The sequence below is a fragment of the Rhodohalobacter halophilus genome, from assembly GCF_001715195.1.
Taxonomy (GTDB): Bacteria; Bacteroidota; Rhodothermia; order Balneolales; family Balneolaceae; genus Rhodohalobacter; species Rhodohalobacter halophilus.
Genome location: NZ_MDWE01000013.1, coordinates 14,662 through 29,663, shown reverse-complemented (window position 1 = coordinate 29,663; position 15,002 = coordinate 14,662). Strand labels below are relative to the sequence as shown.

General features: G+C 45.6%; 16 protein-coding genes. 10 read left to right on the top strand and 6 right to left on the bottom strand.

Going from position 1 to position 15,002, the window contains the following annotated elements; all coding sequences use genetic code 11:
* Nucleotides 1-131: 131 nt before the first annotated feature.
* Together purE and BG260_RS05215 are read left to right on the top strand one after the other, a co-directional pair.
* Nucleotides 132-620, top strand: coding sequence for a 5-(carboxyamino)imidazole ribonucleotide mutase (gene purE, locus BG260_RS05220; protein ID WP_069130908.1), 489 nt, complete (start codon nucleotides 132-134; stop codon nucleotides 618-620).
* 5 nt (nucleotides 621-625) lie between these two features.
* Nucleotides 626-1,369, top strand: coding sequence for a copper resistance protein NlpE N-terminal domain-containing protein (locus BG260_RS05215; RefSeq protein WP_069130907.1), 744 nt, complete (start codon nucleotides 626-628; stop codon nucleotides 1,367-1,369).
* 10 nt (nucleotides 1,370-1,379) lie between these two features.
* On the opposite strand, the gene BG260_RS05210 is transcribed toward BG260_RS05215, so the two are convergent.
* The 6 genes from BG260_RS05210 to BG260_RS05185 form a co-directional block, all read right to left on the bottom strand.
* Nucleotides 1,380-2,135: an HAD hydrolase family protein gene (locus BG260_RS05210; protein ID WP_069130906.1), complete on the bottom strand. Its 756-nt coding sequence runs from the start codon at nucleotides 2,133-2,135 to the stop codon at nucleotides 1,380-1,382.
* Between the two features lie 5 nt (nucleotides 2,136-2,140).
* Complete coding sequence (locus BG260_RS05205; RefSeq protein WP_069130905.1) at nucleotides 2,141-3,169, bottom strand: vWA domain-containing protein; 1,029 nt, start codon at nucleotides 3,167-3,169, stop codon at nucleotides 2,141-2,143.
* An 82-nt stretch (nucleotides 3,170-3,251) separates the two neighbouring features.
* Nucleotides 3,252-4,514, bottom strand: coding sequence for an MFS transporter (locus tag BG260_RS05200; protein ID WP_069130904.1), 1,263 nt, complete (start codon nucleotides 4,512-4,514; stop codon nucleotides 3,252-3,254).
* A gap of 52 nt (nucleotides 4,515-4,566) precedes the next feature.
* Nucleotides 4,567-5,028, bottom strand: a complete 462-nt coding sequence (dut, locus tag BG260_RS05195) for a dUTP diphosphatase (protein WP_069130903.1) — start codon at nucleotides 5,026-5,028, stop codon at nucleotides 4,567-4,569.
* Nucleotides 5,006-5,821, bottom strand: coding sequence for a DUF3108 domain-containing protein (locus BG260_RS05190; protein ID WP_141691520.1), 816 nt, complete (start codon nucleotides 5,819-5,821; stop codon nucleotides 5,006-5,008). Before BG260_RS05190 ends, dut begins: the two co-directional genes overlap by 23 nt.
* Nucleotides 5,787-6,128 carry an arsenate reductase family protein gene (locus BG260_RS05185; protein WP_069130901.1) on the bottom strand — a complete coding sequence of 114 codons (342 nt, stop codon included), beginning with the start codon at nucleotides 6,126-6,128 and terminating at the stop codon, nucleotides 5,787-5,789. The genes BG260_RS05190 and BG260_RS05185 overlap by 35 nt, the downstream gene beginning before the upstream one ends.
* 122 nt (nucleotides 6,129-6,250) lie before the next feature.
* Here BG260_RS05185 and BG260_RS05180 point away from each other — a divergent pair, with 122 nt between their 5' ends.
* The 8 genes from BG260_RS05180 to BG260_RS05140 all read left to right on the top strand — a co-directional run bounded on the left by BG260_RS05180 (nucleotide 6,251) and on the right by BG260_RS05140 (nucleotide 14,972).
* Nucleotides 6,251-6,754, top strand: coding sequence for a hypothetical protein (locus tag BG260_RS05180; RefSeq protein ID WP_069130900.1), 504 nt, complete (start codon nucleotides 6,251-6,253; stop codon nucleotides 6,752-6,754).
* Between the two features lie 51 nt (nucleotides 6,755-6,805).
* A complete protein-coding gene (locus BG260_RS05175; protein ID WP_069130899.1) occupies nucleotides 6,806-7,078 on the top strand; it encodes a hypothetical protein in 273 nt (90 codons plus the stop codon).
* Complete coding sequence (locus BG260_RS14435; RefSeq protein ID WP_069130898.1) at nucleotides 7,068-7,580, top strand: acetyl-CoA carboxylase biotin carboxyl carrier protein subunit; 513 nt, start codon at nucleotides 7,068-7,070, stop codon at nucleotides 7,578-7,580. The genes BG260_RS05175 and BG260_RS14435 overlap by 11 nt, the downstream gene beginning before the upstream one ends.
* Nucleotides 7,573-8,841, top strand: a complete 1,269-nt coding sequence (gene murA / locus BG260_RS05165; RefSeq protein WP_069130897.1) for a UDP-N-acetylglucosamine 1-carboxyvinyltransferase — start codon at nucleotides 7,573-7,575, stop codon at nucleotides 8,839-8,841. Before BG260_RS14435 ends, murA begins: the two co-directional genes overlap by 8 nt.
* 393 nt (nucleotides 8,842-9,234) lie before the next feature.
* Nucleotides 9,235-10,962, top strand: coding sequence for an Rne/Rng family ribonuclease (locus BG260_RS05155; protein WP_083750107.1), 1,728 nt, complete (start codon nucleotides 9,235-9,237; stop codon nucleotides 10,960-10,962).
* Between the two features lie 32 nt (nucleotides 10,963-10,994).
* Nucleotides 10,995-11,546 carry an ATP-dependent protease subunit HslV gene (hslV, locus tag BG260_RS05150; protein WP_069130895.1) on the top strand — a complete coding sequence of 184 codons (552 nt, stop codon included), beginning with the start codon at nucleotides 10,995-10,997 and terminating at the stop codon, nucleotides 11,544-11,546.
* Nucleotides 11,547-11,550: 4 nt separating this feature from the next.
* Entirely contained in the window at nucleotides 11,551-12,963 is a 1,413-nt protein-coding gene (gene hslU, locus BG260_RS05145) for an ATP-dependent protease ATPase subunit HslU (protein WP_069130894.1), read from the top strand.
* A 137-nt stretch (nucleotides 12,964-13,100) separates the two neighbouring features.
* On the top strand, nucleotides 13,101-14,972 hold the full coding sequence (locus BG260_RS05140) for a S41 family peptidase (RefSeq protein WP_069130893.1): 1,872 nt from the start codon (nucleotides 13,101-13,103) through the stop codon (nucleotides 14,970-14,972).
* Nucleotides 14,973-15,002 lie beyond the last annotated feature (30 nt).

Genomic DNA, 15,002 nt, shown 5'->3' with positions numbered 1-15,002 from the left:
AAATTAAATCAAGGAATTTGCCATAAGGAACAGAACTTTTGATTCTTTAAAATTTTCTTCCTCAAATCCTCTGAGCAATTCGTACATTTAGTCAGATAAAATTTTATTCAATTAAACGACCGAACTTGAACATGAGCAGTGAACCGATTGTAGGCGTGGTAATGGGCAGCGACAGCGACTGGCCCACGATGAAAGAGGCAACCGAAATTCTGGACCAGTTTAAAATACCCTACGAAAAACGGGTCGTTTCTGCTCACCGCACACCCGATGTAATGGCAGAATATGGCTCATTGGCCCGTGAACGTGGGTTGAAGGTCATCATTGCCGGTGCCGGAGGTGCAGCTCACCTGCCCGGTATGCTTGCTGCCTACACCACACTTCCTGTGATTGGTGTTCCGGTTAAAACAACTGCGCTTGGAGGACTCGACAGCCTCTACTCCATCGTTCAGATGCCAAATGGAGTGCCTGTGGCAACCGTGGCCATTGGCAAAGCCAGGAATGCCGGATTGCTTGCTGCACGGATGATCAGTATGAATGATCCATCGATTACTGAGAAGCTGGAGCAATACCATGCAGAGATAGCCGATGAGTCGATGGATAAAACCAAAAACCTGACCTGAATTCGGTGAAAAATAAGATCATCAATATCACGATTCTGGTTTTGTTAGCCGTGTTTATCCTAATCAGGGTTCATACAGCACTCAATCAGATGAACAAGGGTGAGGAAACAAAACTCATTGAAGAGTTCCCGGTGGTTTATTCCGGGGTAATCCCTTGCGCCGACTGTCCCGGTATCGATTACACGCTTGTTCTGGAAGAGAACCGGTTTACCGAGTGGAGTCATTACATCGACAGGGGAAATGACCTTTTCCGTCAAGAGGGAAACTGGACCATCCACCGTGATACCCTCAAACTCTTTCGAACGGAGGATGATATTCACAAAGCATTTCTCTTTTCCGAGGATGAACTTACCATGCTCGACAGGGATCTTCAGTTAATTTCCGGAGAACTTGAGGACTCTTACCGGCTTTCACGTTCACGCGAAGAAGAATCAATCAGGAAACATCACAGTGAACTTCGAAAGAGAGGCGTGGATTTTCTGGCCAGCGGTAATGAACCGTTCTGGAGTGCGCGAATTGATCATGAAGAGCAGATCACCTTTTCAACTCCGGAGCTCGAAAAACATTACCCAATCTCATCATTTACCGAAGAGATTCAGGACGAAACCAAAACGTATAGCGGCGAAGAGTTCAGCCTTACCTACACACCCGGATTTTGCAGGGATAGCATGAGCGGATTTCTCTTTACTCATCATGTTACGGTAAACTATACTGATCGAACCTTAACCGGATGCGGAAAGTACCTCTGACAGACTCTCTCTACCTCTGTTTGACGAATTCAGTATTGTAACTTACAATTCGATTATACGCTTCCAGCACTGCCTCTGTTGTTTGTTTTTCAATCACTTCGCCATGCTCTTTGGCGATCTCTCTTGCATTCATTGGAACAAATGGCAACCTCACCTCTTTCAGTGCCGGCACATCTCCGCTGCTGTCTCCAATATAGGCCATTTCAGAAAGCTGGATTCCCAATGCGCGGCTCAACAGCTTAAACCCCTGAAGTTTATCATTTCCCGGCATCAGCGTGTTCACAGAAACATCCGTTGCATGAACAATCAGTTCCGGATAATCTTGCTTCACTTTTTCCTGAATCAAAAGATGCAGATGATTGATCGTCTTCTCGTCCTGCCCCACAACACCGGCATCCATCATTTTGGAAAACTCAAGATTTATACCCGGGTATTGTGGGAGAATTTCCTCTGTGAGCCAGCGTTTCATTGCACGAATCGGCTCCATCATCCCATTCTCTGTGTTGATGGCTGTTTCAAATCGGTGACCGTCCCAATGAAAAAGTCCTGCGCTTTCAAAAACAAACGGCAGCCGGACATCCAGCCACTGCGCCACAGCTTCGGCATAGGGAAATGGGCGGCCGGTACAGATGGTAAGCGGCGGTATCAGCTCAGACTCACGGCTCTTCAGGTTCAGCTCTCTGATTTTATGTATCGCATCCCAATTTGGGGTTTTGAACGGTTCAGAAATGCACCCGTCCAGATCTGTTACAAACAGCTTAATCATTTAACCTAACTATTTTTAATTTCTCTATTTCTATTCAAATGATCCGGAAAGAAGAGACCGGTCACAAAAAAGAGCATCCCGATCATCATCAAAATCTGATATTGATTTTCATAATCGGCATACTCCTGGCTGCCAAACTCGCCACGTTCCAGCTCATCGAGCCTGGCAAAAAATGGCTCAATTGTGTCGCTCCCCGACCGCAGTGCATAGTACTCTCCCCCTCCGGCATCAGCTATTCGGCGCATTGTGTTCTCTTCAAGCCGTGTGGTCACAGTATTTCCCTGTTGATCCCGGTGATAGCCGGTTAACCGCCCCTGATCGTCGTAAATTGGAATGGGGCCACCTTCTGATGTCCCTACTCCTACGGTAAAGACCGTCACCCCGCGATCAGTCAGCTCCCGAAGCGTATCATCATAATCGGGACCGTGATTCTCCCCATCTGCTATAAATAGAAGTACATTGGAGGCATTTTGACGCTCAACAGAATCGAACACCTCGATGGCACGCTCCATCGCCGATCGGAAATTGGTCCCGGTAACAGGCATTTGATCGGTATTGGCTACATCCAGAAAGAGGCGGAGGGCAGAATAATCGGCGGTAATGGGAGCCTGGATGTAAGCCTCCCCGGAAAAAACAATGAGCCCGATTCGATCACCCTGCAGCCGATTGACTAAGCGGTTCACCTCAAACTTTGCTTTATCCAAACGGTTTGGACGTACATCTTCAGCATTCATACTGCGGGAGAGGTCCATCGCTACCATAATGTTCAGTCCGCTTCGCTGAATCTCTCGGACTTCCGTACCAATCTTGGGTCCGGCCAGAGCCACGATAAAAAAGAACATGGAGATCAGAATGGCGAACATTCTCACTCTATCTCCGGTACTCCAGAAATTTTTTCGCAACTGACCAATCAGTCGATCATCAAAAAGCTTTTTACGTTTTTGACGTTGCTGCAGCCTGAACCAGTAGTACCCTCCGTAAATAAGCGGAAGTAGCAGCAAAAGCCACAAATATGAACTGTTTTCCCAAATCATAATTCAACAAATTATTTACAATCTCTAAGATACCACACTTCTTGAAGAAGACGAACATCTCATCACGCAGAACACTTATCTCCTAAACAGCAGCGCTCTGCTCCGCATGATGACGCGCCTCAGCCGGGGCAATTTTAAAAAGCCAGAAAATTCCCGATACCACCAATAGCACAGAAAAAACCGCCATCGTTTCTCTCAACGTTAATAAATCGTATTCAAGTATGAGTGCGGCAATGGTAACCGATACAGATTGTGCCAGTGTAAACAGCAGCCATTCCAGGCTAAATACGCGACCACGATACTGATCCGGCGCCCTCCGCTGAACCAATACGGTGCTCATTACCCAATTCGAACCGGATGCCATGTGTGCAATCATCACAAATAGCCCCATCCAGAAAAGCGTATCAGACTGACTGACCACAAAATAGGTCGCTCCGGCAATCATCATAAAAAACCCCATTCCTTTTACCCACAGGTCTTCACTTCTGAACACTCGCCGGCCAATAACCGGCCCGATACCGGTACCAATGCCTCTTGCTGCATAAAGAATACCCAGACCAATACTGCCCATCATCAGCACATCTTCGGCTACAATAATGAGCATATAAACCAGCGCTCCGATGCACATGGTAAAGGTTCCCTTGGCAAGTGTCGGACGCAGAACACTCTTATTGGTTTTCAGGTATTTCATTCCATCCTTGATGCCATGGAGCGGATTTCGAGTTTTCTGCTTCTCCTCTTTCGACATCATCTTCTGAGGAATCTCAGCCCGGTAAACAAACCACGAGGACCCTACATAGCTGATTCCGTTGATCAGAAAAACCAGATCCGTCCCCAGCCACTCGGTTGCAAATCCGCCGACGGCCATCCCCGATGTAAAAATGATACTCCACGATGCCGCCGATAGAATATTGGCATTCACAAGCTCCTGTGGTGTCGTTACGTTTGGGATGGACGATGTTTTAGCGGGTTCAAATATGGCCGAAAACGCCATCTGAACTGCGATCAAGACATAGGCGAGCCAGAGCAGAGATTCGGATGTAATGAGAATAAAACCGAGTACAATCACACCACGTATGATGTCGCACCAAATCATCAGCTGACGCCGGTTGAAACGGTCAGTGATGTAGCCCGCAATCGGTGAAAATGAGGCGAGACTCAACATTTTCACTACTATGATCAAACCGAGCAGAAGTTCAGATCCACTGTATTTTTGGATGATCGCGTAAACTGCAAGTATGCCAAACCAATCCCCAAAGTTGGAGATCAACTGAGCGATCCACAACCGTCTGTAGTTGTGGTTTCCTTTTATTAACTGGATATATGGCTGAAGTTTACCGGTCACCTGGATAGGGTTGTTCTGATTTGATGCTAACTGTTAAAAATGGAATCGTTGATTACTTTACTCCCGTGCTGCCAAATCCGCCTGTTCCTCTGTTGCTTTCAGGTAAATCAGCCGTCTCCACCACCCTGGGCTGATAGACAGGTGCTATAACCATTTGAGCGACCCGATCGCCGTGCTGTACCGTAAACGTCTCCGTCCCGTGATTGATCGCCAGTACTTTTACCTCTCCCCTGTAGTCCGAATCGATAGTGCCGGGTGTGTTCAGCATCGTGATACCGTGTTTGTACGCCAAACCGCTCCGTGGACGAATCTGAGCCTCATATCCAAATGGAAGTGCCATTTTCAAACCGGTGGGAATGAGCGTACGTTCACCCGGTTTTAAAACCAGCGGTTCATCGAGAGCCGCACGGATGTCCATACCGGCAGCTTCATCACTTTCGTACTTTGGAAGCGGGAGATCCTTCCCATGCTCCAACTTTTTGAAATAGACTTTAATTGGGTCCCCTGCGCTCATAATCAATCAATCGAACTTTTACGTTACCAAAAATTACTTTTACATGTGCTTCAACCGGTACCCGCAGATCATCTGTCGCAAACCACGCTTTAAAATTTCCGTTAAAACCGAACGGTCCCTCAATATCGGCTACTCCGTCACTGCGGTACGTTTCAATCGGTTCATCGAACGCCTCATATTCTCGCATTTCGGTCTCCTCAAGCCCCTCGGCAGACACAATTCCCATCATATCTTCTGTGTAGACCGGGATCTCAAATTTCTCCTGCAAACCGGCAAACATTCGGGCGTAGTAAAAAATGATATCCCCCCCGCTCGCGGGTTCAACCAGGGCCAGTGTGTCAGTTGGTTCTCCCCGTTCAAAAAAGTGTATTTCCCGCTCTTCACGATCAAATTTGATTCGTACACGGTCGTACTCCTCGTCGTGAATGTCATCACGCCAGAAAACATGACTGTAGGGCCACTGACTGTTGAACTGAAAAATATTTTCATAGTTCACAATACGGGTACCCATAAACGGTACACGCCGGTTAGAGCGCATGGTGGTTCGTAAATGAAACGCTTTTTCGCCATTCCAGGTGGTGTCCGGAAGAAGCTCCACATCCACCCAGCCAAGGGTAAAAAATCCATATCGAACCTCATATTCAAACACTTCCCGCGCATCGAGCAGCGTCTGCATATCCGGAACAGTTTCCCGATCATTTTCAAATGTCAGGCCGGACTGTGCGAAAAGTGCCGGTGTGAGTAACAGCCAAAAAAAGTTAATCCACAAATGCTTCAAAAGCGTCCTCATCATATCCAACCAATATTGCCTCACCCTGGACCAGTACGGGGCGTTTGATCATCACCTGATGTTCAAGCAGCTGATCGAAAAGTTCTTCATCACTCAAATTTTTATCCTTCAGGCCAAGTTGGCGCCACTTCATTCCGCGCCGGTTTATCAGCACATCCAGACCAATCTGGTTCACAAACGATTGTAGTTCGTCTCTCGTCAGCGGCTCTTTTTTGATGTTTACAAATTCATATTCCACATTGTGATCCTTCAGCCACTTGAATGTATCACGCATTTTGTTACAGTTTTTGATTCCGTAAACCTGTATCATTATTCTTAGTCAGTTATTTTCTGTTTGTTTTGCTTAAAAATACGACATTTTCATGACGATATCGTCTCATTTACAAGATGTAACTGATTTGCTTAAACCTCCATTTCAATTAATCAAGAATTGTGAATTTATCTGTTAAATATCTATTCATCCTTACATCTCTACCCCTGATCCTGCTCACAAGCTGCAACCGGGCAAATGACCAGCGCGATTTTGAACGAGAAGCATTCAGCCTGCCGGAAGGAATTACTGAGACTGACGGCCATGGGGAAATTTTAAACAGTGATCCGGATGATTGGCGAATTGCTCCATTTTTTCAGGGAATGGTTGAGGTTGACCCGGCCTATCCTAATCCTGTGCAGTCCACAGGCCAAATTTCTATCGATGTTATTGTTACCGGTGTTGAGTCTGTCTCCGGGTTAATCGCATATACATACTACGGTGACAACAACATCAGAAATGTTTATAACGATCAGCGCAGACCTCTCCCTCCGGGGCTTACCTCTATTCCTTTATCTGCATTAGACATTGCCCGTTTCAGGGAAGATCCGCAGGGTACGTACCGTATCATCATCCTGGATGCTAATGAAAACATCATCACCTATGGAGATGTGCGGGTGGAATAACCCGTAAATCCGGATTGTCATTCAGCCCTTCAGGCTCTATCTTCATCCACTATGCCAAAGGAGAAACTTACGCCATCGGAACGCACTATTGTTCGGGAACTCATTTTCCCGGAGACGTTCAAACACATTCTGGACGAAACCGGCTTTGCACCGGGAACTATTCGGGACGATCTCATTAACCTGATCAATCACGGGTATATTGAAGTGATCGATACCGATTCACAGCGTTCCGTTTCCCCCTTTTACGATTCAGATAACCTTCAGCAGTTCAGCTTCAAAGCCACAAAAACAGGACTAAAACAAATTCAGAATCATGCAATTTGAATCAACCGTAGATGAAACCCCCTTTGAGGTGGAAATTGATCGCGAACAATCCGTTGCCACCGTAAACGGAAACAGAATGCAGTATGAACTGCTTGAACAGCCCAATACCGGGCGTCTTTTGATTCGTTTCGGAACTAAGTTGCACATCATCGATAACATAAAAGTAGATAAACAGACGGTCTCCTTCTCTTTTGATGGAAAGTATGTTGAAACAACCGTAAAGGATGAACAGGAGCTTCTTCTCGAAAAACTTGGATTCTCCACCGATGAACTCGCATCGGCCGGACTGCTCGAAGCACCCATGCCGGGTAAAATTCTGGAGCTGCTTGTGAAAGAAGGCGACGAAGTGGAAGAGGGTGAACCGGTTGTAATTCTGGAAGCGATGAAGATGGAGAATGAGTTAAAAGCTCCCACATCCGGTGTTGTAGCGTCTGTTTCCGTGTCTGAAAATGACAGTGTAGAAAAAAGTCAAACCATTTTAGAAATCGAACCACGTGGATAAATTTATTATTGAAGGCCCTACCCCGTTACAAGGTGAAATTGCAATCAGCGGATCAAAAAATGCAGCATTACCTCTTATGGCAGCATCCATCCTGGGAGACTCTCCCTCTACCCTGGATCTGATCCCCAAACTGCGGGATATCTATACGTTCAACAATGTGATTCGCGTAACAGGTACGAAGGTCGATTTTCAGGAAGATGAAAACAGGCTTGTGATAGACCCGACAAATCTCAGCCACACAGAAGCTCCATACGACCTGGTTCGTAAAATGAGAGCATCATTTTATATGCTGGGTGCACTGATTGGAAAAATGGGTAAAGCACGCGTTTCTCTTCCCGGAGGTTGTGCCTGGGGGCCTCGTCCGGTTGACCTTCACCTGAAGGGAATGGAAGCAATGGGAGTAGATATCGATCTGGATGGCGGTTATGTGGTAGCCTCCATCGACGGCGAAGAAGTGGAAGGCGGAGAGTACACACTCGACCCAAGCAGTGTAGGCGCTACTATCAACCTGGTTCTTGCGGCAGCCAAACGAGCAAAAAAGTTTATTATTCGTAATGCTGCAAAAGAGCCCGATGTTGTGCTCCTCTGCAACATGCTTGTAAAAATGGGCGCTGATATTCAAGGAATTGGCACAGATACCCTCACAATACGAAAGGCAGAAATCCTGAAAGGAGTTGAAATGTCGAACGATCCCGATCGGATTGAAACCGGCACCTTTATGATTGCCGCGGCCATGCATCCGGAATCGGACTTGACGCTGACCGGATGCAAACCGGAGGATTTAGGCACCTTCCCAAAACATTTTAAGAAGCTGGGTGTGGATCTGACTATCAACGGTTCTACCATTCGCATTCAATCAAAAAACAGTGTAAACCCTGTTTCGGTTAAGACTGAAATCTACCCCGGTTTCCCAACTGACCTGCAGGCACAGTGGGCAACCTTGATGACCCAGGCTGACGGGGAATCAAAAGTAACCGACACCATCTATTTTGATCGCTTTAGTTACGTTCCTGAACTGAACCGATTAGGAGCTGATCTCAAGGTTGAGAAGAATCGGGTTACCATCAATGGAAAAACCGAACTGACCGGTGCCTCAGTAATGAGTACAGATCTCCGGGCAAGCGTTAGCCTGGTGATGGCAGGAATGGCCGCAAAAGGCACTACGGAAGTTCTGCGAATTTATCATCTCGACCGAGGATATGAGAACCTCGAGGATAAACTGAATGCCGCCGGTGCCTCCATCAAGAGAGTGCAGGAGTAGAGATTGTAAAATCATAGACGACTTTCATTCAATATTTAATTATTAGCTAACTTTCTGCTATATTCTAACATTGGATTAGTTCGAATACTATTCTGCGAACTAGATTAACTATTTCTTTGATTTTTAGAGCTTTACAACATATTACCCTCTATTTGATTTTTCGCTCCGAAGCGGTCTGCCGCATCGTGGCGTTCTCAGATTTTGGTATTTCCGGGCAAAAAAAATCGCCCTCACCTATTTCTAACAAGAATTCTAACAGTTTAGCAACTCGCTCTGCTTTAACTCGTACAAATGACCATCTGGAGAATAGTGTACTGTTTTTAAAGACCAACCAGATCTTTTTGATTGTGAAGTGTAAGCTTAGCGACTTGCTGATGAAATTTTATCGCTTACATGAAGAACCAGATCATTATACACTCATCGGGGAAACAAACCCGTGTAGCACTGCTGGAAAATGGAGAACTGGCACAACTTTTTATAGAATCTGAAGAGAATCAACGTACCGTTGGCGACATCTATCTCGCTCGTGTACATAAAGTAATGAGCGGTATCCGTGCTGCATTTATCGATGTTGGTATGGAAAAAGACGCTTTCCTCCACTTCTCTGATGCCGGTGATCATCTCGGCGACTATATCAAAATGATGAACGGCCCCAAGAGTATCTCAAAGGATGCCGATAAAGAGCTCAAGAAGTTTGATAAGCTTTCCAATAACGACAAGCAGATCCTGGCCGGTAAGATCCTTCAAAACAATCAACGAATTCTGGTCCAGATCGTAAAAGAACCTATCGGTTCTAAAGGCCCGCGTGTTTCTTCCGATATTACCATTGCCGGGCGTTTCCTCGTTTTGATTCCAATGGGCGATTATATCGCTATCTCAAAGAAAATAAATAATGGCCGCGAGCGCCGACGGCTTAAGAAAATTGCCGGCGACATGCTGCCTGACGGCTTCGGTGTTATCATCCGTACGGTGGCACAAAACCAGGATAAGGAAGCGCTTGAGGACGATATGCGCACAGTCTTGAAGAAATGGGAGCGTATTCTCAACAAACTTGAAAATGCAAAACCGCCAACACTTCTTTACAAAGATCTTGATATCACCGAGAGCCTCATTCGAGACCTTTTTGCCAAACAGTACGACCGCGTACTGATCGACGATTACCAGCTATACAAGTCCATCAAAAGCTATGTTTCGCAGATAGCACCGAAAATGCTGCCAAGTGTTCAGCTTTACAAGGGGAAAGATCATATTTTTGACCACGTGAATATTGCGCACGACGTAAACTCCATTTTCAGCCCGAGAGTACGAATGCCATCCGGCGGCTATCTCATTTTTGAGCAGACGGAAGCGATGTATGTTGTGGATGTAAACTCCGGACCATACGCTGCCAAGGAGAAACAAGAAGACAACTCCCTGAAAACAAACCTCGAGGCCGCACGCGAAATCGCAAAACAGCTTCGACTGCGAGATATAGGCGGAATCATCGTAGTGGACTTTATTGATCTGCGGGATGACAAAAATCGTAAGAAGATTTACGATGAACTGAAAAAAGAGTTTAAAAAAGACCGCGCTAAGACCAACGTGATTGGCATGAGTGACTTCGGCCTGGTTCAGATTACTCGCCAGCGAATACGCCCAAGCGTGGTAAATTCTGTATCAAAGGTTTGTCCAACTTGCGGAGGTTCCGGAACAGTTGTCAGCCAGGATACCATTATCACAGACATTGAAAGCTGGATCAGCAAATTTAAGTATAGCACAGAGTACCGTGCAGTAGATATCTACATTAACCCATATCTTAGATCTTACCTCACACGCGGACTCTTTAGCCTGAGGTTTAAGTGGATGGTGAAATATAAGATGAAGATCTCCTTCATTGCAGATGAAACCATCTCCCTCAACGAGTTTAAAGCAACTCTCACCGGGTCCGATCTTGAAATTACAGACGTGGTTCTGCAGGGAGAATCAATTGATAAAATTCTTGCTGCTAAAGATCAGCAGGCAAGAGAACTCGATAGCGGTTCAAACGTTACCCGAAATGTAGACTACTACTCCAAGGGAAATAAAAACGGAAGTTCTCGCAAACCAAAGAGACCCAAGCGACCCGCGCCGGAAAGTAATTAATTGAAGATTTTAGATTTTAGGATTACGTAAAGATGACAAATTTGAAAAATTTGCATGCCACCACTGTACTTGGAATTATTCACAAGGGAAAAGTAGCACTCGGCGCCGATGGCCAGGCTACTCTCGACAAAACGGTTATGAAATCAACCGTTAAAAAGGTTCGAAAACTTCAAAAAGGAACTATTTTGGCCGGTTTTGCCGGATCCACCGCAGACGCTTTTACTCTTTTTGAAAAATTTGAAGAGAAACTAAACAGCTACAACGGCAATTTGCAGAGAGCCGCCGTTGAAATGGCAAAAGAGTGGCGAAAAGATAAATTTTTACAGAAGCTTGAAGCTCTTCTTGTTGTAATTGATAAAGATACACCGCTGCTTATCTCCGGTCAGGGTGATGTAATTGAACCGGATGATCAGATACTGGCTATTGGGAGCGGTGGATCGTACGCTCTGGCTGCAGCCCGCGCAATGAAAGAGAATGCGCCGGATTTATCTGCTCGTGAAATAGTGGAGAAATCTCTTCACATTGCGGCTGATATCTGTATTTATACGAATCATAATTTGACCATTTTAGAAATTGACGAGTAGTACCATGAAGTTAATTGAACAACAGAATTTAACACCACGGCAAATCGTTGCCGAGCTCGATAAATATATTATCGGGCAGAAGAAAGCGAAAAGATCCGTATCAATCGCCCTCAGAAACCGGTGGCGACGACTGAAATCGGACCCTGAAATTCGTGATGAAATTATTCCCAACAACATTTTGATGATCGGTCCTACCGGAGTTGGTAAAACAGAGATTGCCCGTCGACTGGCAAAACTGGCCGGTGCTCCGTTTATAAAAGTAGAAGCTTCGAAATTTACCGAAGTAGGATATGTTGGCCGCGATGTAGAATCGATGATTCGCGATCTGACCGACATCGCCATCAACATGGTAAAACTGGAGATGCAGGAGCGCGTAAAAGGAAAAGCCGCTGAAATTGTAGAAGAGAAAATTCTCGATATCCTTATTCCGCCTGTTCGGAAAAAAAGCCCTACATCCTCCACTGCAAGCAACTCCGGAGAAGTTGGATTCAACCCCGATAAAGCATCCGATGCTGAATTGAATGAACGAACCAGGGAGCGATTCCGCGAAAAACTGAAAAACGGTGAACTTGAAGATCGTGAAATTGAGATCGAAGTAGATTCTTCCAAAACACCGATGATGCAAGTTTTTGGCCCACAGGGAATGGAAGAGATGGGCGTAAATCTTCAAGATATGCTCGGAAATCTGACCCGCGGTCGCAAAAAGACAAAACGAACGGTTCCCATTAGTGAAGCGCGTGAGATCCTACTCGAGCAGGAAGCGGAAAAGCTGATCGACCATGAAGCGGCCGTTCAGGAAGCTCTGGAACGAGTTCAGAACCAGGGAATCGTTTTTATTGATGAAATTGACAAGGTGGCCAGTGACTCGTCCTCAAGCAGTAAAGGCAGCGGGGAGGTAAGTCGCCAGGGGGTTCAGCGAGATCTGCTGCCCATTGTTGAAGGGAGTACGGTAAATACCAAACACGGTATTGTGAAAACTGATCACATACTGTTTATCGGATCGGGTGCATTTCATGTATCGAAACCGTCCGATCTGATTCCGGAGCTTCAGGGTCGTTTTCCGATTCGTGTGGAGTTAAACTCTCTCTCTGAAGAGGATTTCTTCAAAATTTTGACACAGCCCAAGAATGCTCTTACAAAACAGTATCAGGCTATGTTGGAATCTGAAGGTGTTGAAGTAAACTTTACAGAAGATGCCATCCTGGAAATTGCTAAAATCGCTGCTGAAGTTAACCAACAGGTGGAAAATATCGGTGCCCGGAGATTGCACACCATTCTCTCGTCACTGCTCGAAGAACTACTCTTTGCCGTGCCGGATGATATCCAGGCCGGTGAGATTACCATCGACAGAGAGTATGTACAGAAACAGCTGTCGGATCTGGCGAAAGACAAAGATCTGAGCCACTATATCTTGTAAAATGATATTTACGTTGGTAGTTGGAGAAACGTTTTACTCTCAATTACGTTAGATATAGTGTAGAATCTGAAAGAATGGATCTGTATACTCTTGGGGTAACCTTTCCGTTACATTTTTAAATATTGAACAAAATACTGATGTCTGTGAAGAAGTTTCTCGCTCCTCAACTCGCATTATTGATGATCTTATCTGCAGTTTGGCTCGCCGGCGTGGATAAGGTTGTTGTAACGAATGATAAACACCAAGAAAACTTACATAAGTATCTGCAGGTACAGCGCAGGGTACTCGATAACTATTTCGGTGACACCTCGATCGACCATCTCTACCAGAGGAGCATTGTTGGGTTGGTGAAGGGCATTCAGGACAGCACCCTGGAGATTGCCGCCACCCCGATCGATACAACACAGTTCACGAATATTCAGAATCTTCGCGACTCTTACAACAGTTTTGAAGAGGCATACCTCTATGTAGCCAACAACTTCCCGGATGAGAACATGTCCAAATTGACGGAAAGCTCTATTCGTGAAATGCTCAAAACGCTGGACCCTCACTCTGTATACATCGAAAGGGATGACAGTGAACGGATTCAGGAAGAGTTTGAAGGGAAGTTTCAGGGTATCGGAATTCAGTTTAATATTATTCAGGATACCATTACCGTAATTACAGCAATATCCGGCGGCCCCAGTGATCAGCTGGGCATCATGTCAGGCGACAGAATCATCTCCATTGATGATTCAAGCGCGGTCGGTTATTCAAACGAAGATGTTCTTAGAAAACTCCGGGGCGAGAAAGGCACAAAAGTAAATGTTGAAATTAAGCGGCCGCGTACATCCAGTCCGATTAAATTTACCATTGAACGAGATGACATCCCTCTTACTACCATTGATACAGAATACATGCTGGATGAACGAACCGGCTATGTGAAGATTAATCGATTTGCAGCTACCACTCATGAGGAATTTCTCTCATCTGTAGACCAACTCCGAAAAGAGGGAATGGATCGAATCATTCTGGATCTGAGAAATAACCCGGGCGGATATTTGAGCCAGGCTATTGCAATATCAGAAGAGTTTTTCCCAAGAAATACGAAGCTCGTCTCCACAAACAGCAAGCACTCCCGGTTTAATCAGGAAGTGTTTTCAAGCCGAAATGGCGTGCTGATGGATATGCCGGTCATTGTACTGGTTAATGAAGGATCCGCATCTGCGAGTGAAATTGTAAGTGGGGCCATCCAGGATCATGATCGCGGATTGGTTGTAGGACAACGAACATTTGGCAAAGGATTGGTTCAGCAGCAGTATGAACTGATTGACGGAAGTAATATCAGAGTTACTATTTCTCGATATTTGACCCCTTCAGGAAGGCTGATTCAAAAACCTTTTGATGGAGATAATGAGGATTACGCTTTTGAGTTCGTTCACAGATCAACCAATGCCGCTGTTGATGCAAAAGAGTTCAAGGATCAGGTTCCGGATTCGCTAAAGTACACGACAAGAGCCGGCAGACCGGTCTTTGGCGGCGGAGGTATAGTTCCGGACATTGTTGTTCAAGAAGACACTACATCCTCACCGTACCTGTTTAACTTTATGCTGCTGAATCGGGTTGACTTCAATTTTGTTAGGGATTTTCTTGATGAGAAGGGTGAAGAGTTCCGTGCCAGATGGGAGGATGATTTCCAGGATTTCCGTCAGAATTTTGAATGGAGTGAATCCGATAAGCAAATGTTCTTCGAGATGATGAAAAATGAAGGGCTCGAGATTGTAGAAGACATTGACAAACCGGAAGCTGAAGGGAACACTCTGAGAATGACTCAGGAAATGTATGAGGAGCTTGTCTGGATGAATCACGGCAGAATGAAAGCAGAAATTGCACGGCAAATTTGGGGGAATGAATATTTCTATCCTGTCGTAAACGACTATTTCAATGAAACCCTGAAAGAAGCCGTAAAACTTTGGGGAGAAGTGGAAGAGCTTGAATCGTTCGCGGCACAACAAGCTTCAAGGTTTTAGTAAAACTTCTTCTGCTGTTTATCATGAATA